Raw genomic sequence first — 26,770 nt, 5'->3', positions numbered from 1 at the left:
GGCAAAGCTGGCCTGGCGATACGCACCCCGCCGGCTGGACTGCATCTTGCAGACGTCCGGATATTTGCCATCCCGAGGCGGCGATCATGCATGAGCGGAAAATGCCGGCCACCCTGCGCTTTATGCTGGCGGCCCGGCGCAGCGAGCTGCTCGGCCTGGAGGACCTGGCGCAGACCTGCGAGCTGGTCACCCGCATCAGTCAGCTGGTGCATGCCCTGCAAAAAGAGCGCGGCTACTCCAACCTTTACCTGAGCGGCAACGCCCCGCACCAGCGCCTGCAGCTGGACGGCCTGAGCCAGGCCGCCGACAGCCTGGAACGCCAGGTGCGCGACGACCTCGAGCGCATCGACCAGCACGGTCTCGGCTCGGCCGACAAGACCCGCCTGTTTACCCGCATCGCCTATGCCCTGCACAGCCTCGACGAGCTGCCGGCCCTGCGGCGCAAGATTCGCGAGCACCGGATCAGCATGCAGGACGCCACCGCCGCCCTGGTCCGGCTGATCGGCGGCCTGCTGGCGGTGGTCTTCGAGGCCGCCGACACTGCGGTCGACCCCGCCATCACCCGCAGCCTGGTGGCATTGTTCAACTTTATGCAGGGCAAGGAGCTCGCCGGCCAGGAGCGCGCCCTCGGCGTCGCCGGCTTCGCCAGCGGCTACTTCACCGCAGAGATGCTCGAACGCCTGGAACACCTGCTGGAGTGCCAGGAGCGCAGCTTTGCCACCTTTGCCCGCTTCGCCAGCCCGGCCGCCCTGGAGCTCTGGCAGTGCCTCTGCGCCAGCCCCAGCAACGCCCAGGCCTGTCGCCTGCGCGAGATCGCCCGGCGCACCCACCTCGACGCCCGGGTCGACTGCCAGCTCGGCGAGCTCTGGTTCGAACTGCACACCGCCCGTATCGACGCGATGAAAAGCGTGGAAACCTGCCTGGAGCAGGATCTGCTGCAACGCTGCCAGCAGAGCATGCAGCGCATCCGCAGCGACCTGCACAGCCACCGCCGCCTGCTCGACGGCCTCAGCGACATGCATGCCGCCGCCGAGCAGGCCCGGCTGTTCAGCGTGCACAGCAGTGACCTCGACAGCCCGGCCGAGGAAGGCCCGGGGGCCAACCTGGCGCGCTCGACCCTGGACCTGCTGCAGAGCCAGACCCAGCGCCTGCAGGGCATGCACGACGAACTGCGCGAAGCGCGCCAGGCCCTGGACGAGCGCAAGCTGGTGGAACGCGCCAAGCAGCTGCTGATCAAGCAGCAGGGCTGCAGCGAGAGCGAAGCCTACGCCCGGTTGCGCCAGGCGGCGATGAACCAGGGCCTGCGCCTGGACGAGGTGGCCCAGCGCCTGCTGGCGCTCAATGCCGAACCCCAGGCAGCCAAAGCCCGGCAAAAGCACTGAACTCAGGCACGCGCCAGCAGCCGCGCACTGCGAACGTGCATCGCCATACGCCGCACAGGCCGAGCACCGCTGCGCCCGGCCCGGACAAACGAACCCCGCGCCTGCCCGCGCCGACAACGCAAGCCATTGATCTGCCAGGCCAACCGCCCCGAGCGGAGCAGCGCCGAACGCCTTAGCGGCATCCTGGCACGGCTTTCGCAACGAGCAGAACAAGCCCGGCAGCCTGCCGAGCGCCACATTCTCATCCGGACAACGATGTCCACGCCCGCCGGCTCAGCCGGTCGGCGTGACATCGTTTTTTTTCGCCCAGAGGAAACCGCACCATGACCGACAAGCCGAGCAATGACGACAGCAACAGCGCACTCATGGCCTCGCGCCGGCGCTTCCTGAAACAGTCGATAGTCGCCGCCAGCGGCATAGCCCTGCTCGGCGGCATGCCGCTGGGCCTGTCGTCCAGCGCCTGGGCCGCCGGCACGGATGTGGAGACCAGCAAGGCCAAACTCGGCTTTATCGCCCTGACCGATGCCGCGCCCCTGTTCGTCGCCGCCGAGAAGGGCTTCTTCGCCAAATACGGCATGACCGAAGTCGAGGTGCTCAAGCAATCGTCCTGGGGCACCACCCGCGACAACCTGGTGCTGGGTTCGGCGAAGAACGGCATCGACGGCGGTCATATCCTCACCCCCATGCCCTACCTGATCAGCGCCGGCATCGTCACCCCGAACAATCAGCCGGTGCCGATCTCCATCCTCGCCCGCCTCAACCTGGCCGGCCAGTGCATCTCGGTGGGCGAGGAATATCGCGACCTGAAAATCGGCGTCGACAGCACCCCGTTCAAGGCCGCCCTGGACGCCAAGAAGGCCAGCGGCAAGAAAGTCAGCGCGGCCATGACCTTCCCCGGCGGCACCCACGACCTGTGGATGCGCTACTGGCTGGCGGCCGGCGGCATCGACCCGAACAGCGACATCAACACCATCGTGGTGCCGCCGGCGCAGATGGTCGCCAATATGAAGGTCGGCAGCATGGACACCTTCTGCGTGTGCGAGCCGTGGAACGCCCAGCTGATCAACCAGAAAATCGGCTACACCGCCAACACCACCGGCGAGCTGTGGCACAACCACCCGGAAAAAGCCTTCGCCCTGCGCAGCGATTACGTCGCCGCCAACCCCAACGCGGCCAAGGCCCTGACCATGGCGATCATGGAAGCGCAGATGTTCTGCGAGAAGCCGGAGAACAAGGAAGAAGTGGCGAAGATCTGCTCGCAGCGGCGCTGGATCGGCGCGCCTTACGCCGACGTGGTCGACCGCATGAAGGGCAACTTCGCCTACGGCACCGGCAAGGTGGTGGAGAACAGCCCGGAGCAGATGCGCTACTGGGACGATTTCGCTTCCTACCCGTTCCAGAGTCACGACCTCTGGTTCCTCACCGAGAACAAGCGCTGGGGCTACCTGCCGGCCGATTTCGACAGCCACGCGCTGATCGCCAAGGTCAACCGCGAGGACATCTGGCGCGCCGCTGCGGCCGCCATGAACCTGCCGGCCGAGCAGATCCCGAGCTCTACCTCGCGCGGCATCGAGACCTTCTTCGACGGCAAGGTGTTCGACCCCGAAAACCCGCAAGCCTACCTGGACAGCCTGACCATCAAGGCCATGGCCTGATCGCCATGCACCGCCTGCGAGGAGACAAGCCATGAACGCCAACGTCAAACTCCAGCCACCTGTCGCCACGCCGCCCCCGAGCGCCGCGCCGTCCTGGCTGAGCAAAAGCGCCACGCGCCTGCAGCAGACCCTGACCCAACAACTGCTGCCGCCGCTGGTAATCCTGCTGGCGCTGGGTCTGCTCTGGGAGATGCTCTGCGCGGGTGCCGGTGCCGCCCTGCCGCCCCCCACCCAGGTAATCAGTGAGACCTGGGAGCTGATCGTCGACCCCTTCTACGACAACGGCGGCAATGACGTCGGCCTGGCCTGGCAACTGCTGGCCAGCCTCAAGCGGGTCGCGGTGGGTTATCTGCTGGCGGTGGCGGCGGGCGTCGCCCTCGGTGTGCTGATCGGCCAGTCGGACTGGGCCATGCGCGGTCTCGACCCGTTGTTCCAGGTGCTGCGCACCGTGCCGCCGCTGGCCTGGCTGCCGCTGTCCCTGGCCGGCTTCCAGGACAGCCATCCGTCGGCGATCTTCGTGATCTTCATCACCGCGATCTGGCCGATCATCATCAACACCTCGGTGGGCATCCGCAATATTCCCCAGGACTACCGCAACGTCGCCCAGGTCATCCAGCTCAACGCCTGGGAGTACTTTCGCATCATCATGCTGCCGGCCGCCGCGCCCTATATCTTCACCGGCCTGCGCATCGGCGTCGGCCTGTCCTGGCTGGCGATCATCGCCGCGGAGATGCTCATCGGCGGGGTCGGCATCGGCTTCTTCATCTGGGATGCCTGGAACGCCTCGCGCATCAGCGACATCATTCTCGCCCTGGTCTATATCGGCGTGGTCGGTTTCTTCCTCGACCGCCTGGTGGCCTACGTCGGCCAGCGCATCACCCGCGGCCTTCCCGCCGCCTGAGGATTCGGACATGAGCTACCTCTCCATCGAACAACTGGACAAAAGCTTCGTGCGCGGCAACCTGGCCTCCCAGGTGCTGAAGAACATCAACCTGCGCATCGACAAGGGCGAATTCATCTCGATCATCGGCCACTCCGGCTGCGGCAAATCGACGGTGCTGAATATCGTCGCCGGCCTGCTCGACCCCAGCCTCGGCGTGGTCATCCTCGACGGCAAGGAAGTCAGCGGGCCCGGACCGGACCGTGGCATGGTGTTTCAGAACCACTCGCTGCTGCCCTGGCTGACGGTGTTCGAAAACGTCGAGGTGGCGGTCAACAAGGTGTTCAAGCGCAGCATGAGCAAGGCCGAGCGCCGCGAGTGGATCGAGCACAACCTCAAGCTGGTGAGCATGGGCCATGCCCTGGACAAGTACCCTCAGGAGATTTCCGGCGGCATGAAGCAGCGCGTCGGCATCGCCCGCGCCCTGGCGATGAAGCCCAAGGTGCTGCTGCTCGACGAACCCTTCGGAGCCCTCGACGCCCTCACCCGCGCCCACCTGCAGGACGAGGTGATGCGCATCCAGGCGGACCTGGGCAACACCATGATGATGATCACCCACGATGTCGACGAGGCGGTGCTGCTCTCCGACCGCATCGTGATGATGACCAACGGCCCCTCGGCCACCATCGGCGAAATCCTCAGCGTCGAGCTGCCGCGCCCGCGCGACCGCATCGCCCTGGCCGACGACCACGAGTACAACCGCTGCCGCCGCGCGGTGCTGAGCTTTCTTCACGACCGTCATCGGCTGCAGTAAACGACGGCTTTAGCCGCGAGACTCGCGAAAGAATTATCAAAGGCTAACCCTGCGCCAAACGGCGCGGCCGCGCATGCCACCTCACAGGTTCTTGTTATGCTCCCCGCCTAACCCATCAACCCGCAGCACCGAAAACGCCATGGACAGTATCGATACCCTGATTATCGGCGCAGGGGCCCTCGGCCTGGCCTGTGCCGCGCGCCTGGCCAGGCCGGGCCAGAGCACCCTGATAGTCGAGGCAGAAAGCCTGATCGGCAGCCACAGCTCCAGCCGCAACTCCGAGGTGATCCACGCCGGCCTGTATTACCCGCCCGGCTCGCTCAAGGCCGAGTTGTGCCTGGAAGGCCGCGAACGCCTGTATACCTGGTGCCGCACGCACCAGGTGGCGCACCGGCAACTGGGCAAGCTGCTGGTGGCGGTGGAGAGCGCGGAAATTGCCAGGCTCGAACAGCTCCACGAAAACGCCGAGGCCTGCGGTGTGCACGACCTGCAGCGCCTCACTCAGGCCCAGCTGCAAGAGCTGGAGCCGGCGGTACGCGGCAGCTGCGCCCTGCTCTCGCCGAGCACTGGAATTATCGACAGCCACGCCTACCTGCAGTCGCTGCTGGCCGCCGCGGAAAACCGCGGCGCGCAACTGGTCCTGCACACCCGGGTCGAACATCTACGGCATGACGGCGAGGGCTGGGTAGCCTCGGGCAACAGCAGCGGCGAGCCGTTCCAGCTGCGGGCGCAGCTAGTGGTCAATGCCGGCGGCCTGTTCGCCCAGCAGCTGGCTAACCAGACCGAGGGGCTGCAGGATGTGCCGCCGCTGCACCTGTGTCAGGGCCGCTATTTCAGCTACAGCGGTCGCACGCCCTTCCACCATCTGATCTACCCCATGCCGGAGGCCAACACTGCCGGCCTGGGCATCCACGCCACCCTGGATCTGGGCGGCCAAGTGCGCTTCGGCCCGGACACCCGCTACCTCACGCAAATCGACTACCGGGTCGACGAGAACCTGCGCGAACCCTTCGCCAACGCCATCCGTCGCTACTTCCCGGAGCTCGACAGCGCGCGCCTGGTCCCCGGCTACAGCGGCATCCGGGCGAAACTCGCAGGCCCCGGGGAACCGCCCGCCGACTTCCTGATCCAAACGGTCAATGACCACGGCCTGCAAGGCCTGGTCAATCTGTTCGGCATCGAATCGCCCGGGCTCACCGCCAGCCTGGCCATCGCCGAGCGCGTTGCCGTGTCGCTGTAAAAGCCGCTTGCAAAATCGCCGCACAAACGGAACTGTCGGCGGCCCAGGTAAAGACGCTGGCGCTATACTCGCCGGCTCGGATTGCTGCTCTTCACTATCAAGCTTCGAAACAAGGATTCGCCCATGAAAGCGCTCGGCAAAATACTCGGCCTGTTTTTCCTCGGGTTGTTGCTGATCATCGTGGCGCTGGGCTTCGCCCTGACCCACCTGTTCGATCCCAACGACTACAAAGACGAAATCAGCCAGCTGGCCCGCGACAAGGCCAACCTGGAGCTGACCCTCAATGGCGATATCGGCTGGAGCCTGTTCCCCTGGCTCGGCCTGGAGCTGACCGAAGCCACCCTGGCCAGCCCCAGCACCCCCGATCAGCCATTTGCCGACCTGCGCCTGCTCGGCCTGTCGGTGCGCGTGCTGCCGCTGCTGCGCCGCGAAGTGCAGATGAGCGATATCCGCATCGACGGCCTCAACCTCAACCTGCAACGCGACGCAAAGGGCCGCAGCAACTGGGAAGATATCGGCAAACCAGCGCCAACTGCTGCCAGCACAACCACCGCCAGCAGCACTGGCAGTGCGCCCGCCGCGCCGGGCGAGTCCACCGCCGAGCAGCCCGCCAGCCCCGCACCGAGTGCCCAGCCGATCAAGCTGGATATCGACAGCCTGATCGTCAACGGCGCGCGCATCGACTATCACGACGTACAGAAGGGCCAGCAATTCAGTGCCGAAAGCATCCAGCTGACCACCGGGGCCATCCGCGAAGGGGCCAATATCCCGCTCAAACTCAGCGCCTTCTTCGGCACCAATCAACCGGTGATCCGCGCCCGCAGCGAACTGCAGGGCGAGCTGCGCTTCGACCGCGCCCTCAAGCGCTATCAGCTGGAAGACGCCAAACTGTCCGGCGAAGTCTCCGGCGAACCCCTCGACGGCCAGACTCTGACCTACGCGCTCCAGGGCCAGCTGCTGGTCGACCTGGCCGCCCAGGTCGCCGAATGGAACAGCCTGAAATTCTCCGGCAACCAGCTGCGCGCCCTCGGCGAGCTCAAGGTCCGCGACCTGGACAAGACCCCCAAACTCAGTGGCGGCCTGTCCATCGCCCCGCTCAACCTGCGCGAATTCCTCGCCACCATCGGCCAGAAATTGCCGCCGATGAAGGACGACAAAAGCCTCGGCCAGTTCGAGCTGGTCACCCGCCTGACGGGCACCGACAACAGCCTGAACTTCGAAGAGCTGCAGGTGAAGCTGGATGACAGCAGCTTTACCGGCAAGCTCGCCATCGCCGATTTCACCAAGCAGGCCCTGCGCGTGCAGCTCAAGGGCGACCGCCTGGACCTCGACCGCTACCTGCCGGCCCCCAGCAAGGACAGCCAGGACGCCAGCGCCGCGCGCAAGGCCGAGGTCAAGGAAAGCGTGGCCAAGGCCGGGCACAACGGCAGCACGCCACTGCCCGACGCGCCGACCCAGCAGGCCTGGAGCCGCGAGCCGATGCTGCCGATCGAACTGCTGCGCAAGCTCGACCTGCAGCTGAGCCTTGGCCTCGACCAGCTCACCGCCCAGCAGCAGGCCTTCACCAAGGTCAACCTCAAGGCCAACGGCCGAGCCGGCCTGCTGACCCTGGAAGAACTACGCGGTAACCTCGGCAGCGGCAACTTCGACGCCAGGGCGAGCCTCGATGTGCGCCCAGCCACGCCCCTGCTCAAGGTGCAGAAGAGCCTGACCCGCATCACCGTCGAACCCTTCCTGAAAAAGCCCGAGCAGCCCTCGCCGCTCAAGGGCCTGCTCGACTTCAAGGCCGACCTGAGCACCAGTGGCAACAGCCAGCAGGCCTGGATCGACGGCCTCAACGGCAGCGCCAGCTTTATCCTGAATGACGGCGTGCTGGTCGACGCCAACCTCGAACAGCAGCTGTGCCGCGGTATCGCCACCCTCAACCGCAAGGTGCTGAACAGCGAGCCACGCAGCAAGGACACCCCCTTTGACAGCCTGCAGGGCACCCTCAGCCTGCGCAACGGCGTGGCCCACAACCCGGACCTGAAAGTCCGCCTGCCGGGTCTGGCGCTCAGCGGCAATGGCGACCTCGACCTGCGCATCCTCGGCCTGGACTACCGCGCCGGCATCAGCCTGCTCGGCGACCAGCGCGAGATGCCCGACCCGGCCTGCCAGGTCAACGAACGCTACGTCGGCATCGAGTGGCCGCTGCGCTGCCGCGGCCCGCTGGAAATGGGAGCCAAGGCCTGCCGCCTGGATCAGGACGGCATGGGCAAGGTGGCAGCCAAGCTGGCCGGCAACAAGATCAACGAGAAGCTCGAGGAAAAACTCGGCGACAAGGTCAGCCCCGAGCTGAAAGACGCGCTCAAGGGCCTGTTCAACCGATGAGCCCCGAGCAGTTTGCAGGCAGCGTACTGAACTGGTACGACAGCCACGGACGCAAGGACCTGCCCTGGCAACAGGGCATCACGCCTTACCGCGTGTGGGTTTCGGAAATCATGCTGCAGCAGACTCAGGTCAGCACCGTGCTCGGCTACTTCGACCGTTTTATGGCCGCGCTGCCGACGGTAAAAGACCTGGCCGAAGCGCCGGAAGACGAAGTGCTGCACCTGTGGACGGGCCTGGGCTACTACACCCGCGCGCGCAACCTGCAAAAAACCGCGCAGATAGTGATGACCGAACATGGCGGCGAATTCCCCCGCGATGTCGACCGGCTCACCGAACTTCCCGGCATCGGCCAGTCCACCGCCGGGGCCATCGCCAGCCTCAGCATGGGCCTGCGCGCACCGATACTCGACGGCAACGTCAAGCGCGTGCTGGCCCGCTACGTGGCCCAGGAAGGCTATCCGGGCGAGCCCAAGGTGGCCAGGCAGCTGTGGGACGTGGCCGAACGCTTTACCCCCCACACCCGGGTCAACCACTACACCCAGGCGATGATGGACCTGGGAGCCACCCTGTGCACCCGCAGCAAGCCCAGCTGCCTGCTCTGCCCGCTCAAAAGCGGCTGCCAGGCGCGCCTGCTCGGCCTGGAGATCCGCTACCCGATCGCCAAGCCGCGCAAGGCCCTGCCGCAGAAACGCACCCTGATGCCGATCCTGGCCAGCCACGCCGGCGAAGTGCTGCTCTACCGCCGCCCCTCCAGCGGCCTCTGGGGCGGCCTCTGGAGCCTGCCGGAGCTGGACGACCTGCACGGCCTCGAAACCCTGGCCAGCCGCCACGGCCTGCAACTGGGTGCACGCCAGGCGCAAGCCGAGCTGACCCACACCTTCAGCCACTTCCAGCTGGCCATCGAACCCTGGCTGATACGGGTCGAAGCCGCGCCCAGCGCCGTGGCCGAGGCCGACTGGCTCTGGTATAACCTCGCCACCCCGCCGCGCCTGGGCCTCGCCGCCCCAGTCAAGAAACTGCTCAAGCGCGCCGCCGATAGTCTGCTTACAGGAGAGCCCGCATGACCCGCACCGTAATGTGCCGCAAACACAAACAGGAACTCCCCGGCCTGGACCGCCCGCCCTACCCCGGGGCCAAAGGCGAGGACATCTACAACAACGTGTCCAGGCAGGCCTGGGAAGAATGGCAGAAACACCAGACCCTGCTGATCAACGAACGTCGCCTGAACATGATGAACGCCGAAGACCGCAAGTTCCTCCAGGCCGAGATGGACAAGTTCCTCTCCGGCGAGGAATACGCCCAGGCCGAAGGCTACGTGCCACCCAGCGAGTAACAGCAACACCTTCCCCTGAGCCCGGATGCAAGACGGGAAAGAGTCGCCCCAGAACTGCATCCGAACTCCCCTGCGCCACACTCACCTGTAGGAGCGGGCTTGCCCGCGATCAGCTCGCCCCACCAGCCCCAACCCCCAGCGAAGCCCCTGCCGAACCTAAGCGCCCGTAATAATTAAATATTTTTCAAACTCACGCTTGACACCTACCCCTCAAATCCGTCTAATAGCGCCCCGTTAGCCCGGGTAGCTCAGTCGGTAGAGCAGGGGATTGAAAATCCCCGTGTCGGCGGTTCGATTCCGTCCCCGGGCACCATTAATACCGAGAAACCCCAAGCGAAGATGATTCCTTGGGGTTTTTTATTGCCTGCGATTTCATGCCCGCCGGAACATTGCCGCCCCCATGCGTCGTCGCCCCGCACAGGCTCGTGCCAGAACAGCGCCCCTCCACGCAGCAGAAAATGTGCGATGAACAATACGCACCGCGAGCAATATTGCGTTCGCGCGACAGCCAACTGCAGCCAGGCGACACCCGTGACCCAAGCGGCCCCAGGCGGCCGGTAAACGGCTTGGCGGTCAGCGAAACGCTATGCTAGCTTGACGCCATGCCAGGGAGGCCAGACATCCGCCGGAGAGCCTGTCTCGGCTCTCGCGAGCTAGAGCAAAACAAGGCGAGAACGGCTGAGGAAGCGCAGTTTACGAGCTGTAAATGAGCATCCGAAGCCGTTTTCAACGCAGTTTGGCCGACGCGCAGCAGATCCGAGGCAGGTTCTGAGCGCATTCGAACAATAAGAGGACCCCAAATGGCCGAGGCCACGCCCGCGCTGGAAATTCGCGATCTGCATAAACGCTATGGCGACCTCGAGGTGCTCAAGGGCATCTCCCTGACTGCCCGCGACGGCGATGTCATCTCCATCCTCGGCTCATCCGGCTCCGGCAAGTCGACCTTTCTGCGCTGCATCAACCTGCTGGAAAACCCGCACAAGGGTCAGATCATCGTTGCCGGCGAAGAGCTCAAACTCAAGCCCGCGAAGAACGGCGACCTGGTCGCCGCCGACGGCAAGCAGATCAACCGCCTGCGCAGCGAAATCGGCTTCGTGTTCCAGAATTTCAATCTGTGGCCGCATATGAGCGTGCTCGACAACATCATCGAGGCCCCGCGTCGGGTGCTCGGCCTGAGCAAGGCCGAGGCCACCGAGCGGGCCGAGGCGCTGCTGGCCAAGGTCGGCATCGGCGACAAGCGCCACGTCTACCCCAACCAGCTTTCCGGCGGCCAGCAGCAGCGCGCGGCGATTGCCCGCACCCTGTGCATGGAGCCCAAGGTAATCCTGTTCGATGAGCCAACTTCGGCCCTCGACCCGGAAATGGTACAAGAAGTGCTTAATGTGATCCGCGCGCTCGCCGAAGAGGGCCGCACTATGCTGCTGGTAACCCACGAGATGGGCTTTGCCCGTCAGGTGTCCAGCGAAGTGGTGTTCCTGCATCAGGGCCTGGTTGAAGAACAGGGCCCACCGGCGCAGGTGTTCGACAACCCCAACTCGGCGCGCTGTAAACAATTCATGTCCAGCAATCACTAAACACGGAGCTACTACGCATGCAGAACTACAAGAAAATCCTGCTGGCCGCTGCCGCTACCCTGGCATTCGCCGGCAGCGCCATGGCTGCTGAAAAACTCAAGATGGGCACCGAAGGCGCTTACCCACCGTTCAACCTGATCGACGCCAGCGGCCAGGTCGGCGGCTTCGACGTGGAAATCGGCCAGGCCCTGTGCGCCAAGATGAAGGTCGATTGCGAAGTGGTCACCTCCGACTGGGACGGCATTATCCCGGCCCTCAACGCGAAGAAATTCGACTTCCTGATCGCCTCCATGTCGATCACCGAAGAGCGCCAGGCCGCGGTCGACTTCACCGACCCCTACTACACCAACAAGCTGCAGTTCATCGCCCCCAAGGGCTCGGACTTCAAGACCGACGAAGCCAGCCTCAAAGGCAAGGTGATCGGTGCCCAGCGCGCCACCATCGCCGGCACCTGGCTGGAAGACAACCTGGACAAGGTGGTCGACATCAAGCTCTACGACACCCAGGAAAACGCCTACCTCGACCTGTCCTCGGGCCGCCTCGATGGCGTGCTGGCCGACAGCTTCGTCAACTGGGAATGGCTCAAGAGCGATGCCGGCAAGGACTTCGAATTCAAGGGCGACCCGGTGTTCGACAACGACAAGATCGGCATTGCCGTGCGCAAGGGCGATGCCCTGCGCGAGCGCCTGAATGCCGCGCTGAAAGAAATCGTCGAAGACGGCACCTACAAGCAGATCAACGACAAGTACTTCCCCTTCAGCATCTACTAAGTAGCCGACCCTGTGCCGCCGTCACGGCGGCGCAGGGCTTCTGAGCGCCCCCATGAATTTCGATCTCTACGGATTCGGCCCGGCCTTGCTTGCTGGCACCTGGATGACCATCAAGCTGGCGCTTAGCGCACTCAGCCTGGGGTTGGTGCTCGGCCTGCTCGGCGCATTGGCCAAGACTTCGCCATACAAGCCACTGCAATGGCTTGGCGGCACCTACTCGACCATAGTGCGCGGCATTCCCGAGCTGCTCTGGGTGTTGCTGATCTATTTCGGCACCGTGCAGCTGATGCGCAACCTCGCCGACCTGCTCGGCATCGAAAGCCTGGAGTTGAGCGCGTTCGCCGCCGGCACCATCGCCCTGGGCATCTGCTTCGGCGCTTACGCCACCGAGGTGTTCCGCGGTGCCATCCTGGCCATCCCCAAGGGCCATCGCGAAGCCGGTCAGGCCCTGGGCCTGTCCAAGCCGCGAATCTTCTGGCGGCTGATCCTGCCACAGATGTGGCGCATCGCCCTGCCCGGCCTGGGCAACCTGTTTATGATCCTGATGAAGGACACCGCCCTGGTTTCGGTGATCGGCCTGGAAGAAATCATGCGCCGTTCGCAGATCGCGGTGACCTCGAGCAAAGAACCCTTTACCTTTTTCCTGGTGGCGGCCTTTATCTACCTGGGCCTCACCATACTTGCCATGATCGGCCTGCACTTCCTTGAGAAGCGCTCCAGCCGCGGCTTTATCAGGAGCGCGGGATGAACTGGGAAGTAATCATCAAGTGGCTGCCGCGCCTGTCTGAAGGTGCCCTGCTGACCCTGGAGCTGGTGGCCATCGCCGTCGTCGCCGGGCTGATCCTGGCCATCCCCATGGGCATCGCCCGCGCCTCCCGGCACTGGTACGTACGCGCCCTGCCCTACGGCTATATCTTCTTCTTCCGCGGCACACCGCTGCTGGTGCAGCTGTTCCTGGTCTACTACGGCCTGGCCCAGTTCGACGCCATCCGCCAGGGCCCGCTGTGGCCCTACCTGCGCTCACCCTACTGGTGCGCGATCCTGACCATGACCCTGCACACCGCGGCCTATATCGCCGAGATCCTCCGCGGCGCGATCCAGGCCGTGCCCCAGGGCGAGATCGAGGCGGCGCGGGCGCTGGGCATGTCCCGGGCGCAGACCATGTTCTATATCATCCTGCCGCGCGCCGCGCGCATCGGCCTGCCGGCCTACAGCAACGAAGTGATCCTGATGCTCAAGGCCAGCTCCCTGGCCAGCACCGTGACCCTGCTGGAACTGACCGGCATGGCCCGCACCATCATCGCCCGCACCTACCTGCCGGTGGAGATCTTCTTCGCCGCCGGCATGTTCTACCTGCTGATCGCCTTTATCCTGGTGCGCGGCTTCCGCGTGCTGGAGCGCTGGCTGCGGGTCGACGCCTGCCAGGGTCGCTAAGCCGGGGGCGGTTGCCGCCCCCGCGCAATCGACGCCACTATGCCCCATGAACGATCATCCCCTTAGCGGCCCCGCGCTGCTGCAACGCTTCCACGCCCTGGACAGCTTCCTTGTCGAGCACCAGGCCCTGTGGCGACCGCGGCCCTTTACCCACCACCCGGCCCTGCCCTGGGAAGCCAGCCACCCGCAACTGGCGGCCTGGCTCGGCGCGCGCAGCCTGGAGCAGGCCGAAGCCGCACACAACCAGCCCCATCTGCTCCCCGCCCCCGCGCCCTTTCCCCAGCTGGCCGCGCAGGCCCATGCCCTCAGCCAGCTTGGCGATCTGCCGCAGCAGCCCCAGGCTGCAGCCCCCGCACGCCTGAGCGTCGACGTACCCGGGCGCAAATGGCAGCAGATAGAGGCCTTCGCCAGCTGCCTGCAATTTGCCCAACCCGCCCAGCACTGGCTCGACTGGTGCGCCGGCAAAGGCCACCTGGGGCGTCGACTGCTCCATCGAGGCGGTTCGCTGAGCTGCCTGGAATACGACCCCGCGCTGGTCCACAGCGGCCAGCGCCTCAGCGACAAACTCGGCGTGGCGGCGCAGCATATCGAGCAGGACGTGCTGGCCGCCGATGCCCACCACCAACTCGCCGCCAGCCACACCCCGGTGGCCCTGCACGCCTGCGGCGATCTGCATATGCGCCTGCTGCAACTGGCCAGCCAGACCGGCTGCCGACAACTGGCGGTCGCGCCCTGCTGCTACAACCGCATCGCCGCGCCGAACTACCAGGCACTCTCGGCCAGCGCCAAGGCATCGTCCCTGCAACTGTCGCGGGACGACCTGGGCCTGCCGCTGAGCGAAACGGTCACCGCCGGGGCCCGGGTGCGTCGCCAGCGCGACCAGTCCATGGCCTGGCGCCTGGCCTTCGATCTGCTGCAACGCCAGCTTCGCGACAGCGACAGTTACCTGGCCACCCCGTCCCTGGCCAGCGCCTGGCTGCACAAGGACTTTGCCAGCTACTGCACCGACCTGGCCGCCCTCAAGCAATTGCCAACACCCGGAACGCAAGACTGGCCGCGCCTGGAGCAACAGGGCTGGCAACGCCTGGCCCGAGTGCGCAACCTGGAACTGCTACGCGGCCTGTTCCGCCGCCCCCTGGAACTCTGGCTGCTGCTGGATCGCGCCCTCTACCTGGAGGAACAGGGCTACACCGTACGGCTCGGCCACTTCTGCTCCAGCCAACTGACTCCGCGCAACCTGTTATTACTGGCCGAACGCCACTGACTTGCCCACAACATCTGTGGATAACTCTGTTGATAGATTCTGGGCAGATCCCTGAAAAGCCCACCCCTGGAACGCTCGGACGCGCTGTCTATTTTTTGCTCTAAAAATAAATTCAATAAAAACATACAGTTAAGCAATAACGTGAAACAGCGCACAAAACCCCACTGACCTCGCCGACCACCATTCGGATTTGTGCATAAAGATTTTCCTGCTGATAACGAAGACTGCACAGCACTCGCCGCAGACGGCTTTACTCGGCCGCGCGAATGGATATAATGGCGACCCTCAAATGCCGGTATAGCTCAGCTGGTAGAGCAACTGACTTGTAATCAGTAGGTCCCGGGTTCGACTCCTGGTGCCGGCACCATACACAACAACGACTTAGGCTCACCGCAAGGTGGGCCTTTTTCGTTTTTGCTCAACACTTCTTTCAGGCTACGTGCCCACTCAACACATTTCTTCGCGCGAGGCCAAAGCCTTGCCGCTAGCGCAAAGCCCGCCACGCACTTTCGCGGCCGTGCATTCCTCACTCAGAAGCTATTGCCGCTGCTGCAAGACGGGGTCGTATCCTGAGCATATCGTCCGGGTTCGTGCGTCTTGCCCGGCCGGGCTACAGCGTTTACGCGGCAGTGAAGGCTGCGCTCGAAGTGATGACCCGTTACATGGCCATAGAGCTTGGTTCGCGCCAGATCCGCGTGAATGCAATTGCCCCTGCTGCCATCGCGACCGACTTCAGCGGTGGCGTGGTGCGCGATAACCAGGATGTAAACGCTTATGTGGCACAGGGCATCGCGCTGGGTCGTGTCGGTCAGCCGGACGATATCGGCAGCGCGGTAGCCGCTATTCTGTCCGATGACATGGCCTGGACGAACGGGACGACATTTGACATCTCGGGCGGTCAGTTGCTCTGAGGCTTTGCAGGTCAGCACGCGGCCCTCTGACAGTATTTCGAGAGGCCGCTATGCCAGCCTTCCACCTGGCACTTATCCGCAATCCGCCTTGCTCATTCGCTCAACTCGCGGCGATTCAGTACCCACCACTCAGTAAAGATCTCGAACCAGGGACAGCGTGCCGAGTTCTGGACCCAGGCTATTCAACACCCGAGGCCTGCAACCCCATGGGCGTAGGCCCGACGGTACTGCATACATGGGTAGAGCAAGAGCTAATACGGGCGCGCCCAGCTTGTTTGGCCTGGTAGAGTTGCCGGTCTGCTTCTGCCACCAAGGCTGCAGAACTCGTTTCGTTATTCGGCACTGCAGTCGCGACCCCAAGCGAAACCGTCAGTATCTGCTCCACTGCAGAGTCGAGGTGCTCAATCTTGAGCGCCCGCACACAGACCTGCATTCGCTCAGCAATCTGTACGGCCTCAGCCAGCCCGGTATTAGGCAAAACACACGCAAACTCTTCACCGCCATAACGCGCGAGTAAATCGTATGGACGCTTGATCACGCCACTAAGAGCCTTGGCCACCGCCTGTAAACCCGTATCACCTCGCAGGTGCCCGTAGCGATCATTGAACCGCTTGAAGTGATCGACATCGATCATGATCAGCGACAACGCCGAGTGCTCTCGCAGGCTGCGCCGCCAGTTAAGCTCAAGTTCTTCATCGAACTTACGTCGGTTGGCCACGCCCGTCAGGCCATCCAGCAGAGCAAAGGAACGCAAGATGTCACTCTGCTGTTTAAGCGTCAGGTGGGTATTGACCCGCGCTTTGACAATGACTGGGTTGATCGGCTTGACGATGAAATCCACCGCACCCAGCTCAAGACCCAGCACCTCGTCCTGCTCGGCCCCCTGGGCTGTGACAAAGATGATGGGGATATCGCGGGTATCCGGGGCGGCTTTTAAACGGCGACACACCTCGTGACCGTCGAGCCCCTCCATATGCACATCAAGCAGTATCAGATCCGGCAATACCGATCGGCACACCTGCAATGCTTGCTCACCGCCCGTGGCCATGAAGACTTCGCACTCTTCCCGAAACAACTCATGGAGTGCCAGGATATTGACCCGCTGATCATCAACCAGAAGCAGTTTGGGTTTCTGGCACGAAATTTTTTGCCAAGCCTGCATCAATAATTCCTCAAACCGAATTCAGCAATTCACGCCCAGCCAGTAGCGATGCAGCAAAGTCTAGGGATTGCACCAACTGCAAAAGCTTGTCGAATTGTGGCCGCACCGTTTGTGGCGTCTGTGCCAACAATGCCTCGCCTTGTGCTATTGCCTGCATATTGCCTGCCTCTAGCAACTGCAGAATATCCAGCAAGGCCTCACGCCATTGCTCCATAGGCAGGCAGGCATGGCCTGCATCTGCAGCCGTAAACTCATTTTCTGGCAGCTCAAGCGCCGCTCTCAATCCCTGGTCACTGGCACTCAGCAACTCGTACAGCGCTTCAACAAAGCTACCATCGGCTAACAAATGCGCCTTGGCGGCCTCATCCTCTTGCAGCAATCGCTGCTCCAGCTCACCGGCCAGTTGTGACATGGCCCAAGCCCCCATGGTGCCGCTGCTGCCTTTTATGGCATGTAACACAGCAGCCGCACCGGCGGCATTACGCTGCTCGACTTGCTCCTGCAGGCGCACGAGTTGCTTCGTCTGCTCTGGCGCGAAGCTGCTCAATACGTAGCGAATCAACTCTTGATTACCGCCAAAACGCCGCTTGATCGCGCTGGAAGACTCCACCACGGAGTCGTGCGCGTCGGGCTGCCATTGCACCTCAGGCTCTGCGCTTGTATCCCCTGAATGGCGTCGTAATGTAGCGACCATTTTTTCCAGATCAATTGGCTTGCCGAGATGATCATCCATTCCCGCCGCCCTACATGCTTGCTCATCGGCACTGGACGCATTGGCTGTCATGGCAATGATCGTTAACCCCTGGCACCGTGCATCCGCACGAATCCGCCGGGTAGCTTCCAGTCCATCGATGTCCGGCATCTGAATATCCATCAACACCACATCTAAGTTTTCCGCGCACTCTGTGGCCAGCCGCACGCCTTCAAGCCCCCCCTCGGCAAGAATCACCTGAGCTCCCTCGCCTTGTAATAGCTCAAAGGCGACCTGGCGGTTGAGCATATTGTCCTCCACCAGCAGCAAGTGCATCCCGCTCAAGCGCTTTGGCTGCGCTGCGCGCATGCTGGCAACGGATGGGGTAGGAGTGCTCTCACCTGCGGAGACCCGCTGGATCGTATCGGCCAACTGCTGGGGCGTTATCGGTTTACTGAGGAAACCCGCAAAAGGCGCGTCACCTTCCTGCTGAGCATCAGACAATATCTCGCGCCCATACGCAGTGATCATGATGACCATAGGCGCAGACTGCCCCTTGCTCTGTTGTCGGATCAAGCGTGCTGCACTCAACCCGTCCATATCGGGCATACGCCAATCCATCAGAATGACGTCATAGGCTTTACCATCGTCCTGCATCTGCTGCACACGCGCGACAGCCTGCAGACCATCAGTGACAAGGTCCACCTGCCACCCCAATGCCTCCACCGTGCGCACCAGCAGATAACCGGCCACCTCGTTATCATCCGCCACCAGTAGGCGCATCGGTCGGTCGACACCTGGGCAGAGCGCCCGCAATGGCAGGGCTTGGGAAATGCCCAGCTCGATATCAAACCAGAAGCGGCTGCCTACGCCCACTTCACTGCTGACTTGCAGTTCTGCGCCCATCAAGTTGATCAGACGCCTGGAAATCACCAGGCCTAAGCCCGTCCCGCCGAAGCGTCGCGTCGTCGACGATTCCGCCTGGGTGAAACCATCGAAAATACGCGCCAGCTGATCCGCGCTGATACCAATCCCGGTGTCAGCGACTTCAATTCGAACACGCACCGCCTCGCCCAACCTCTGCAGCTCTTCTACCCGAACCACCACGTGGCCGTGCTGAGTGAATTTGAGCGCATTACCCGCCAGATTGATCAGCACCTGCTGCAAACGCAGACTATCGCCCAGCAGTGCACTGGGTAACTGCGGATCCAGATCGAACATCACCTCCACGTCACTGCGGCCCTGATTACCCGACAGGACAACCGCCAGATCACTCATCAGGGCTTCCACTTCAAACGTGTGTACATCCAGCTGCAACTTGCCGGCGTCTATCTTGGAGTAATCGAGAATATCGTTGAGCAGCCCCAGCAGTGATTTCGCCGCCGTTTCGGCCTTGTTCACATAGTCCAGCTGGCGAGTATTCAGCTCCGTGTTCTGCACCAGGTGCAGCATGCCGAGCACCGCATTCATCGGCGTGCGGATTTCATGGCTCATATTGGCCAGAAATGAAGACTTGGCTGCGCTGGCGGCATCGGCCTGCTCCTTGGCATCCAGCAAGCGTGACTCGAGTTCACGCTGCGCCGTGATATCACGATTGATGCCCGTAACGCGCAGCGCCACGCCCCTGGCATCCCGCTCGACCTGGGCTCCGGCCTGAACAATGCACACCTCGCCATCCGGTCGCACTACACGGAATATCGGGTCATATACGCCTACGCCCTCCACCGCCTGGCGCAGCTTGCTCTCGGCGGTAGCCACATCGTCCGGGTGAACGCGTGAATACCAGTGCTCGTAGTTCAAGCCCGTCTCGCGCAGACTCAGCGGCTGACCATAAAGCTCGAACATACGGTCGTTCCAGCTCAAGGCGTTGTCGGCCAGGGTCCAGGACCAGATACCCAGTTCGGCCACATCGGCAGCCATTAGCAACTGATCACGCGCCGAGGCAAACGCATACTCGGACGCCTTGCGGGCAGTCAGGTCCACGGCAATAGTGAGATAGCCGTTGATCGTCTCATGCTCATCGCGCATGGCCGTCACGGCGAGGGAAACGGGAACACGCGAGCCGTTCTTGCGCACATAGGTCCACTCGCGCGTCTCCGCACCGTCCCGTTCGGCCTTGTGCACAAATACCCGAAAGCCTTCAACCGGCTGGCCATACTCCGCACTCAACTCCCGTGAGCGCGCAGCCATCTCGTCATTCAGATGGAAACTGGTGGGTGTGCTTTTATCGATCAACTCAGCCGCCGCATAGCCCAGCATGCGCTCCGCGCCGGTGTTGAATACGCGAATGACGCCCTCCCGATCAGTGGCAATGATCGCCACCTCGGAGGCCGAACGCAGCACATTGCCCAGCAACAGATTGAGCTGACGGAGTTCGGATGTACGCTGGACAACCTGAGCTTCCAGGCTGCTGTTCAGCTCATGAATCTTGGTTTCGGCGGCCACTTGTTCGGAAATATCCCGAACGGTTTTCGAGGCCCCTACTACTTGACCAGCGGAGTTGCGAATCGGCGACACGGTGATGGAAACGGGAATCAGCTGACCGTTTTTATGTTGCCGCTGAGTGTTAAAGCTGGTTACGGACCGTCCATCTTTAATGCTGGCAAGAATTTCTTCTTCTTCCACCTCAAAACCCGCGGGCACCACTAACTCAGCAATGCGTTGCCCTATGGCCTCCTGAGCACTGAAACCCAACAGCTTTTCCGCGCCTTTATTCCAACTGCTCACCTTGCCATCAAGGTCTTTGCCGATGATTCCGTCGACCGAGCTTTCAACAATGGCCGCCAGTTTTGCCTGCTCGGCGATGATCTGCACTTTACGTGTGCGACTGATGCTCAGCACACCGACCAAGCTGGCCAACAGCACCGAGAGGAGTAGCCCTACTGCCAGCACCAGTAATGGGGACAGCAGGTGCAGTTGGCTGATGAACAACGGGTGTATCCCGAACTGCAATTGCCAGCGTCGGCCATAGACGTCACGTTCGATCGTGTGGGACAACACAATTTCCTGAGCGCGGTCATCATCAGATTTATAAAACACGACAGGCTGTGCGGGGTCAGTGACGTCAAGTAATTCAAGGCTGACCGACTGCTCGGACGGCCGTATCCCCTTGAGCACCTCTTCAATCAGCAGCGGTGCATAACTCCAGCCAAAGGCTCGCGCCTCGCGCGCCTCAACCGTGTCCGGAATCACCCCGCCACGGTACACCGGCATAAGAATCAGAAAAGACTGCAGTGGATTACCCGTGGCCTGCACAAGCGTAATAGGCCCTGTCAGCCTCACCTCGCCACTGCGCATGGCGGAAAGCGCCGCGTGCCGGCGATTAGCTTCGGAGGCAATGTCCAGACCAACTGCCACTTTATTGCGCTCGACCGGGTCGATGTACTGAATGACATAACGCTCGTCATCGTGCGGAGTCAGCTGACGGATGCTGAAGTCGGGCCAGCCGTCAGCCCGGGCCAGGGCTAAAAACCCAGCCTCATCTTGTCGGGCGACACGGCGAATAAAACCGAAACCACGGGCCCCTGGAAACTCTTCATCGACATTGCGAGTCCGGCTGTAGCGGTCAAAGTTCTCCCGTGTGATGGCATCCTCCGCCATGGTTTGAATCGAGCCACGGGCACCGCGCAAGCCGTACTGGTAGAGGCTCAGCCGGCTCACCACCGCATCCGCCGCTTGCTCTGCAGCGACAAGGGCAGTCTCATCAGCTTGCTGATGGTTATGTTGGGCAACCCCCAAGGCGACAGCCGTGCTGACGATCAAGCCGACTATCAGGCTAATAAAGGCCCACTGATTGGCGGCAACAACGGCGTACTTCTTTCTTATCGACATGACACCCCAATAACAATTTCAGAGCGATGAGCAGTGATATTCATCCGCAGCAAAACCCCACTGCGCAACAGTAGAGTCCCCAGCGGTAAAGCAACGAGCGTAATACGGGTTATATCTAAGCGGTTAGCGGACGCTGAATTTCCCTGAATCGAGCAGCGCACAGAACTGAATAAACGGCACTGGCCGAGAGTACAGATACCCCTGCATGACCTGGCAACCAAAGCTTTGCAAAGCTGCAGACTGCTCCTGGGTTTCCACGCCTTCGGCTACTAATTCAAGCCCGAGCGCCTGCGCCAATTTGACAATGGCCTCGATAATCGCCGCATCGCTCTTGTCGGCAAGCATGTCACGGACAAAGCTCTGGTCGATTTTCAACACGTCAACCGGGAAGCGCTTGAGATAGGTCAGGCTTGAGTAACCCGTACCAAAATCATCCAGGGCGATACGCACGCCCATGCCTCGCAAGGCCGACAACACCTGCTGAGTATTGGCTACATCCTTGGCCAGTACCCCTTCGGTTATTTCCAGCTCAAGGAACTCTGGCGCGAGTTTCGAGGCATGCAGGGTGTCCTGCACCATCTGTAGAAATGCTTCTTCGCGAAACTGCACCGCAGAAATATTCACACTGACCACAACCTGCATGCCCTGCGCGACCAGCATCTGGGCATCCTTACAGGCTTGTTCGAGCACGTACTTACCAATCGGAATAATCAGCCCGGTCTCTTCGGCCAGCGGAATGAACTCAGCCGGCGAGATAAGATTGCCCTCTTTATTGCGCCAGCGCACCAGCGCCTCCATACCCACCACCAGATCTTCGCTGGCTATGACCTTGGCCTGATAGAAGACTTCAAATACCCCCGTCTCCAGCGCGCTGCGCATATGTTGTTCGAGCATGTGCCGGCCGCGGGAGCTGTGTTCGATATCGGCAGAAAAGAAGCGATAACGGTTACGCCCATCCAGTTTGGCTTGGTACATGGCCGAGTCCGCATGGCGGTAAAGCGATTCAGTATCCTCACTGTCGTCAGGAAACAGGCTGATGCCGATACTCGCACTCAGGTCATGGCGATTGCCCTTAAGGATGAAGGGCGCACTGATTGTGCTTAGCAGCCTCGCGGCAAAATCCCCCACGACATCAAAGCCGCTGACCTCTGGCAGCAGAATGATGAACTCATCCCCCCCTTGCCGGCTGACCGTATCCAAAGCCCTCGATGCCTGCGCTAACCGCTCCGCGACCTCCTTGAGCAAGGCATCGCCAATTGAATGCCCAAGCGAATCATTAATGCCTTTGAAGTTGTCCAGATCGAGCAACAACATGGCCACGCGCGCTTCGCTGCGACGCGCCTTCTGCAAGGCTTGCTCGGTACGGTCCTGAAGCAGCGCGCGGTTTGGCAACCCCGTCAGCGCATCATGGTTGGCGAGTTTCTTCGCCTCGTTACGCAAGGCCAGATGGGCCTTGATGTGCGCCCTGGCCACCTGTGCGTTGAGCGGTTTATGAATAAAATCGATACCGCCATATTCGAGTGCACGCAGTTCGTTGTCGGTCTGCACATGCGAAGTGACAAAAATGACGGCGGCATCGCACAGTTTCGGGTCGGCCTTCAGCGCCTTGCAAACCGCAAAGCCACTCATGCCCGACATTTCGATATCCAGCAGCACGAGGTCCGGCTTGCACTGCCGGGCCATCATCAAAGCTGAAGGGCCATCGCTGGCCAGATACACATCGCCAAGATCACGTACGGTTTCGTGCAGCACGAGCGCATCCGTGGCTTGGTCTTCGACGATCAGAATGACCGACTCGACATTAATCCCTTTACTACGCATGTGCGGCTCCAGATCGTTCCCCTGCATTCCATAACCAGTCAGCCTAGAACAGTTTGCACGTGCACGTAGCCCTCTGCTCACTCACCGAAGCGGCGCAGCAAACCCCTACTGGCGCAATCCACAACGCCGAACGCCGCGCGGCCCCTTGCAGCGGACTTGCCCGCTTATTGCATAAGAGCCACGCTAGCATGTCCCGAGCCCGAGTATCACCATGTCCATGTCACAGCCTCACCCTCATCGTCCGCGCTGGCGCAGCCTGATTCTGCTGACCCTGCTGCTGGCCCCGCTGCTGTGGCCCCTGCAGCAGTTGGCCGAGCGCTATTACAGCGGCGTGCTGATCGAGCAGAACCGCCAGACCCTCGACCTCTATGTGGCCAACCTGCTCGGCACCCTGCGCCGCTACGAAGTGCTGCCGGCGATTCTCGGCGACCTGCCGGACCTGCGCCTGGCCCTGCAGCAACCGCAGGATGGCGGCCTGCAGGACAGCGCCAATCGCCTGCTGGAGCAGATGCGCGGGCAGACCGGAGCCGATGTGATCTACCTGATGACCCCCGCCGGCGATACCCTGGCCGCCTCCAACTGGGGCCAGGAAGACTCCTTCGTCGGCCGCAATTTCGCCTTCCGCCCCTATTTCCGTGAAGCCATGGCCGGCCGCCCGGGGCGCTTCTTCGGCCTGGGTACCACCTCGGGCAAGCGCGGCTACTTCTTCGCCGCCGCGGTGCAGGACGGCGCACAGCCGCTCGGCGTGCTGGTGGTCAAGGTCGATCTGGACTTCACCGAAACCCTGTGGGGCAACACGCCGGAACAGCTGCTGGTAACCGACGCCAACGGCGTGGTGATTCTCACCTCCAACAGCGCCTGGCGCTTTACCGCCAGCCGCCCGCTGGACGCCGCCGAGCGCGCCGCCATCGCCGCCAACCTGCCCTACCCGACCCAGTCCCCTCCCCCTCTGCAACTCGATGCGCAGAACTGGATCAGGCAGGACCGCGAGATGGCGGAAACCCACTGGACGGTGAGTATTCTGGCCCCACGCAGCCTGCTCGACCGCCCGGTGCGCACCGCCCTGGTCGCCGGGGGCGGCCTGCTGTTGCTGCTGCTGTTGCTGCTCGGCCTGCTGATGCAACGCCGCCGCCACTACCTCGAACGCATCGCTTTGGATGCCCGCGCCCGCCAGCAGCTGGAGCAACGGGTACTGGAACGCACCCATGATCTGGAACTGCTCAACAGCCGCCTCAAGCAGGAGGTGCTGGAACGTGAACAGGCCCAGCAGGAGCTGGTCCAGGCCCAGGACGAACTGGTTCAGGCCAGCAAGCTGTCGGCCCTGGGCACCATGAGCGCGAGCATCAGCCACGAGCTCAACCAGCCCCTGGCGGCGATTCGCAGCTATGCCGACAACGCCGGCGTACTGCTCGACCACCAGCGCAGCGAAGACGCCCGCGCCAATCTCAAGCTGATCAGCCAGCTGACCGAGCGTATGGCCTCGATCATTTCCCACCTGCGCGCCTTCGCCCGCCGCGACCGTCACGCCCCGGAAAGCGTGGCCCTGCAGCCGGCCATCGACGATGCCCTGGCGCTGCTGGCCAAGCGCCGACGGAGCATGGAAGTGGAGCTGATCCGCGACCTGCCGGACGCCACCCTGTGGGTCCAGGCCGGGGAAACCCGCCTGCGCCAGGTGCTCGGCAACCTGCTGGCCAATGCCCTCGATGCCTTGAGCGAAGTGCCCCAGCCGCGGCGCATCTGGCTGAGCGCCGAGCGCCATGCCGCGGGCATCGATCTGCACCTGCGCGACAACGGCCCCGGCTTTTCCGCCGATGCCCTGCAACGCGCCCGCGAGCCCTTCTTCACCACCAAGACCAGCGCCCAGGGCCTGGGGCTTGGCCTGGCCATTTGCGATACCCTGATGCGTGCCCTCGGCGGCGAACTGCTGTTCGCCAACCATGCCGAGGGCGGAGCCGTGCTGACCCTGCGTCTGCGCGCCGCCGCCCAGGGTTTCAACACCCAGTCGCCCGAGGACCTTGCGCTATGACCCGCCTAGACCCACGCACCCAGGTGCTGCTGATTGACGACGATCCGCACCTGCGCCAGGCCCTGAGCCAGACCCTCGACCTGGCCGGCCTGCAGGTCACCAGCCTGGGCGATGCCCGTGGCGTCGCCGGGGGCATCGAACGCGACTGGCCGGGGGTGGTGGTCAGCGATATCCGCATGCCCGGGATCGACGGCCTGCAACTGCTGCAACAGCTGCAGCAGCAGGACCCGGAGCTGCCGGTGCTGCTGATCACCGGCCACGGCGACGTGCCCCTGGCGGTGCAGGCGATGCGCGCCGGGGCCTATGACTTTCTCGAGAAACCCTTCGCCAGCGACGACCTGCTCGACAGCGTGCGCCGCGCCCTGGCCCTGCGCCGCCTGGTGCTGGACAACCGCAGCCTGCGTCTGGCCCTGACCGACCGCAACACCCTGTCCGCGCGCCTGGTCGGCCAGTCGCCGGCCATGCTGCGTCTGCGCGAGCAGATCGGGGCCCTGGCCGGGATCAACAGCGACGTGCTGATCCTCGGCGAGACCGGGGCCGGCAAGGAGGTGGTGGCGCGCGCCCTGCACGACCTGTCGAGCCGCCGCGACGGGCCCTTCGTCGCCATCAACGCCGGGGCCCTGGCCGAGTCGGTGGTGGAAAGCGAACTGTTCGGCCACGAGCCCGGGGCCTTTACCGGGGCGCAGAAGCGCCGCATCGGCAAGTTCGAATTCGCCAACGGCGGCACCCTGTTTCTCGACGAGATCGAGAGCATGAGCCTGGAGGTGCAGGTCAAGCTGCTGCGCCTGCTGCAGGAACGGGTGGTCGAACGCCTCGGCGGCAACCAGTTGATCCCCCTGGATATCCGCGTGATCGCCGCGACCAAGGAGGACCTGCGCCAGGCCGCCGACCAGGGCCGCTTCCGCGCCGACCTGTATTACCGCCTGAATGTCGCGCCGCTGCGCATCCCGCCACTGCGCGAGCGCGGCGAAGATGCCCTGCTGCTGTTCCAGCACTTCGCCGCCGCCGCCAGCAGCCGCCACGGCCTGCCCGAGCGCAACCTGCAGGCCGTGCAAAGCGCCGCCCTGCTGCGCCACCCCTGGCCGGGCAATGTGCGCGAACTGCAGAACGCCGCCGAACGCTTTGCCCTGGGCCTGGATCTGGACCTGGATGTCGAACTGCAGGCCCAGGGCGAATCGTCAGCCACGGCGGAGGAGCTGGCCGGCAACCTCAGCGCCCAGGTGGAAGCCTTCGAACGCAGCCTGATCTGCGCCGAATTGAACCGCTCGCACGGCTCCCTGCGCAGCCTGGCCGAGGCCCTCGGCGTGCCGCGCAAGACCCTGCACGACAAACTGCGCAAGCACGGCCTGAGCTTCGCCGAAACTGGCGGAAGCTCGCCAGAGCACAGCCGCTAGCTGGCGGCTTTCCGCCAGAAGCCCCGAATATCGCGCCGCCTGCGGGCGGCCGCACGCCCCAGCCCGTGCCGCCGCCATCCAGGCCAATATGGCCAAGGCCCGCCCCAGAGCCGCGCAGCGCACACCTGCACAAGCAATTTCGCCACGCCGACACAGGCTGGCATGGCGGTTGCTCTAGCCTCTTGCAGGCGATCCAACAAATACAAGTTCAGGCAATC

The 26,770-nt window shown here is 63.1% G+C and carries 18 protein-coding genes, 2 tRNA genes and 1 pseudogene; 18 read left to right on the top strand and 3 right to left on the bottom strand.

Features of this window, described 5'->3' with window-relative positions; genetic code table 11:
* The first annotated feature begins 86 nt into the window (after nucleotides 1-86).
* From AACY13_RS01255 to AACY13_RS01180, 16 genes and pseudogenes are all read left to right on the top strand, one after another.
* The gene (locus AACY13_RS01255) at nucleotides 87-1,382 is read left to right on the top strand and encodes a nitrate- and nitrite sensing domain-containing protein (protein ID WP_339458590.1); all 1,296 of its coding nucleotides are present in this window, start codon (nucleotides 87-89) and stop codon (nucleotides 1,380-1,382) included.
* Nucleotides 1,383-1,705: 323 nt separating this feature from the next.
* The gene (locus tag AACY13_RS01250) at nucleotides 1,706-3,037 is read left to right on the top strand and encodes a CmpA/NrtA family ABC transporter substrate-binding protein (protein WP_339458589.1); all 1,332 of its coding nucleotides are present in this window, start codon (nucleotides 1,706-1,708) and stop codon (nucleotides 3,035-3,037) included.
* 31 nt (nucleotides 3,038-3,068) lie between these two features.
* Entirely contained in the window at nucleotides 3,069-3,938 is an 870-nt protein-coding gene (gene ntrB, locus AACY13_RS01245; RefSeq protein WP_339458588.1) for a nitrate ABC transporter permease, read from the top strand.
* Nucleotides 3,939-3,948: 10 nt separating this feature from the next.
* Nucleotides 3,949-4,731: an ABC transporter ATP-binding protein gene (locus tag AACY13_RS01240; RefSeq protein ID WP_339458586.1), complete on the top strand. Its 783-nt coding sequence runs from the start codon at nucleotides 3,949-3,951 to the stop codon at nucleotides 4,729-4,731.
* A 139-nt stretch (nucleotides 4,732-4,870) separates the two neighbouring features.
* Entirely contained in the window at nucleotides 4,871-5,971 is a 1,101-nt protein-coding gene (locus tag AACY13_RS01235) for an NAD(P)/FAD-dependent oxidoreductase (RefSeq protein ID WP_339458584.1), read from the top strand.
* Nucleotides 5,972-6,094: 123 nt separating this feature from the next.
* Nucleotides 6,095-8,341, top strand: coding sequence for an AsmA family protein (locus AACY13_RS01230; protein WP_339458582.1), 2,247 nt, complete (start codon nucleotides 6,095-6,097; stop codon nucleotides 8,339-8,341).
* Nucleotides 8,338-9,405, top strand: coding sequence for an A/G-specific adenine glycosylase (mutY, locus tag AACY13_RS01225; RefSeq protein WP_339458581.1), 1,068 nt, complete (start codon nucleotides 8,338-8,340; stop codon nucleotides 9,403-9,405). The genes AACY13_RS01230 and mutY overlap by 4 nt, the downstream gene beginning before the upstream one ends.
* The gene (locus tag AACY13_RS01220; protein ID WP_339458579.1) at nucleotides 9,402-9,674 is read left to right on the top strand and encodes an oxidative damage protection protein; all 273 of its coding nucleotides are present in this window, start codon (nucleotides 9,402-9,404) and stop codon (nucleotides 9,672-9,674) included. Before mutY ends, AACY13_RS01220 begins: the two co-directional genes overlap by 4 nt.
* Nucleotides 9,675-9,911: 237 nt before the next feature.
* Nucleotides 9,912-9,987 (top strand) — tRNA-Phe (locus tag AACY13_RS01215).
* A gap of 487 nt (nucleotides 9,988-10,474) precedes the next feature.
* Nucleotides 10,475-11,248 (top strand): ABC transporter ATP-binding protein, encoded by a 774-nt coding sequence (locus tag AACY13_RS01210; RefSeq protein WP_339458577.1) that lies wholly within the window; start codon nucleotides 10,475-10,477, stop codon nucleotides 11,246-11,248.
* A gap of 17 nt (nucleotides 11,249-11,265) precedes the next feature.
* A complete protein-coding gene (locus AACY13_RS01205) occupies nucleotides 11,266-12,018 on the top strand; it encodes an ABC transporter substrate-binding protein (RefSeq protein ID WP_339458575.1) in 753 nt (250 codons plus the stop codon).
* A gap of 52 nt (nucleotides 12,019-12,070) precedes the next feature.
* Nucleotides 12,071-12,766 (top strand): ABC transporter permease, encoded by a 696-nt coding sequence (locus AACY13_RS01200; RefSeq protein WP_339458572.1) that lies wholly within the window; start codon nucleotides 12,071-12,073, stop codon nucleotides 12,764-12,766.
* A complete protein-coding gene (locus tag AACY13_RS01195; protein WP_339458569.1) occupies nucleotides 12,763-13,452 on the top strand; it encodes an ABC transporter permease in 690 nt (229 codons plus the stop codon). The genes AACY13_RS01200 and AACY13_RS01195 overlap by 4 nt, the downstream gene beginning before the upstream one ends.
* A 46-nt stretch (nucleotides 13,453-13,498) precedes the next feature.
* Nucleotides 13,499-14,716 (top strand): methyltransferase, encoded by a 1,218-nt coding sequence (locus tag AACY13_RS01190; protein ID WP_339458567.1) that lies wholly within the window; start codon nucleotides 13,499-13,501, stop codon nucleotides 14,714-14,716.
* Between the two features lie 291 nt (nucleotides 14,717-15,007).
* Nucleotides 15,008-15,083 (top strand) — tRNA-Thr (locus AACY13_RS01185).
* Nucleotides 15,084-15,214: 131 nt separating this feature from the next.
* A pseudogene (locus AACY13_RS01180) lies at nucleotides 15,215-15,627 on the top strand (SDR family NAD(P)-dependent oxidoreductase); the annotation flags it as partial.
* Between the two features lie 178 nt (nucleotides 15,628-15,805).
* On the opposite strand, the gene AACY13_RS01175 reads toward AACY13_RS01180, so the two are convergent.
* The 3 genes from AACY13_RS01175 to AACY13_RS01165 form a co-directional block, all read right to left on the bottom strand.
* Nucleotides 15,806-16,789: a diguanylate cyclase domain-containing protein gene (locus tag AACY13_RS01175; protein ID WP_339458565.1), complete on the bottom strand. Its 984-nt coding sequence runs from the start codon at nucleotides 16,787-16,789 to the stop codon at nucleotides 15,806-15,808.
* 10 nt (nucleotides 16,790-16,799) lie between these two features.
* A complete protein-coding gene (locus AACY13_RS01170; protein WP_339458562.1) occupies nucleotides 16,800-21,311 on the bottom strand; it encodes a PAS domain-containing hybrid sensor histidine kinase/response regulator in 4,512 nt (1,503 codons plus the stop codon).
* A 123-nt stretch (nucleotides 21,312-21,434) separates the two neighbouring features.
* On the bottom strand, nucleotides 21,435-23,132 hold the full coding sequence (locus AACY13_RS01165) for a GGDEF/EAL domain-containing response regulator (protein WP_339458560.1): 1,698 nt from the start codon (nucleotides 23,130-23,132) through the stop codon (nucleotides 21,435-21,437).
* A gap of 211 nt (nucleotides 23,133-23,343) precedes the next feature.
* Between AACY13_RS01165 and AACY13_RS01160 the strand changes: the two genes are divergently transcribed.
* A complete protein-coding gene (locus AACY13_RS01160; protein ID WP_339458558.1) occupies nucleotides 23,344-25,158 on the top strand; it encodes a sensor histidine kinase in 1,815 nt (604 codons plus the stop codon).
* On the top strand, nucleotides 25,155-26,552 hold the full coding sequence (locus AACY13_RS01155) for a sigma-54-dependent transcriptional regulator (RefSeq protein WP_339458557.1): 1,398 nt from the start codon (nucleotides 25,155-25,157) through the stop codon (nucleotides 26,550-26,552). The genes AACY13_RS01160 and AACY13_RS01155 overlap by 4 nt, the downstream gene beginning before the upstream one ends.
* The last annotated feature ends 218 nt before the right edge of the window (nucleotides 26,553-26,770 follow it).

The sequence above is a fragment of the Pseudomonas sp. EA_105y_Pfl2_R69 genome (assembly GCF_963970915.1).
Taxonomy (GTDB): domain Bacteria; phylum Pseudomonadota; class Gammaproteobacteria; order Pseudomonadales; family Pseudomonadaceae; genus Aquipseudomonas.
The sequence above is the reverse complement of the archived record's forward strand: the minus strand, read 5'-3'. Positions and strand labels throughout refer to the sequence as shown.

Bases quoted from the DNA above. Each gene is read 5' to 3' on its own strand.
- AACY13_RS01255 (WP_339458590.1), top strand. From the start codon at position 87: ATGCATGAGCGGAAAATGCCGGCCACCCTGCGCTTTATGCTGGCGGCC.
- AACY13_RS01250 (WP_339458589.1), top strand. From the start codon at position 1,706: ATGACCGACAAGCCGAGCAATGACGACAGCAACAGCGCACTCATGGCC.
- ntrB (WP_339458588.1), top strand. From the start codon at position 3,069: ATGAACGCCAACGTCAAACTCCAGCCACCTGTCGCCACGCCGCCCCCG.
- AACY13_RS01240 (WP_339458586.1), top strand. From the start codon at position 3,949: ATGAGCTACCTCTCCATCGAACAACTGGACAAAAGCTTCGTGCGCGGC.
- AACY13_RS01235 (WP_339458584.1), top strand. From the start codon at position 4,871: ATGGACAGTATCGATACCCTGATTATCGGCGCAGGGGCCCTCGGCCTG.
- AACY13_RS01230 (WP_339458582.1), top strand. From the start codon at position 6,095: ATGAAAGCGCTCGGCAAAATACTCGGCCTGTTTTTCCTCGGGTTGTTG.
- mutY (WP_339458581.1), top strand. From the start codon at position 8,338: ATGAGCCCCGAGCAGTTTGCAGGCAGCGTACTGAACTGGTACGACAGC.
- AACY13_RS01220 (WP_339458579.1), top strand. From the start codon at position 9,402: ATGACCCGCACCGTAATGTGCCGCAAACACAAACAGGAACTCCCCGGC.
- AACY13_RS01210 (WP_339458577.1), top strand. From the start codon at position 10,475: ATGGCCGAGGCCACGCCCGCGCTGGAAATTCGCGATCTGCATAAACGC.
- AACY13_RS01205 (WP_339458575.1), top strand. From the start codon at position 11,266: ATGCAGAACTACAAGAAAATCCTGCTGGCCGCTGCCGCTACCCTGGCA.
- AACY13_RS01200 (WP_339458572.1), top strand. From the start codon at position 12,071: ATGAATTTCGATCTCTACGGATTCGGCCCGGCCTTGCTTGCTGGCACC.
- AACY13_RS01195 (WP_339458569.1), top strand. From the start codon at position 12,763: ATGAACTGGGAAGTAATCATCAAGTGGCTGCCGCGCCTGTCTGAAGGT.
- AACY13_RS01190 (WP_339458567.1), top strand. From the start codon at position 13,499: ATGAACGATCATCCCCTTAGCGGCCCCGCGCTGCTGCAACGCTTCCAC.
- AACY13_RS01175 (WP_339458565.1), bottom strand. From the start codon at position 16,789: ATGCAGGCTTGGCAAAAAATTTCGTGCCAGAAACCCAAACTGCTTCTG.
- AACY13_RS01170 (WP_339458562.1), bottom strand. From the start codon at position 21,311: ATGTCGATAAGAAAGAAGTACGCCGTTGTTGCCGCCAATCAGTGGGCC.
- AACY13_RS01165 (WP_339458560.1), bottom strand. From the start codon at position 23,132: ATGCGTAGTAAAGGGATTAATGTCGAGTCGGTCATTCTGATCGTCGAA.
- AACY13_RS01160 (WP_339458558.1), top strand. From the start codon at position 23,344: ATGTCCATGTCACAGCCTCACCCTCATCGTCCGCGCTGGCGCAGCCTG.
- AACY13_RS01155 (WP_339458557.1), top strand. From the start codon at position 25,155: ATGACCCGCCTAGACCCACGCACCCAGGTGCTGCTGATTGACGACGAT.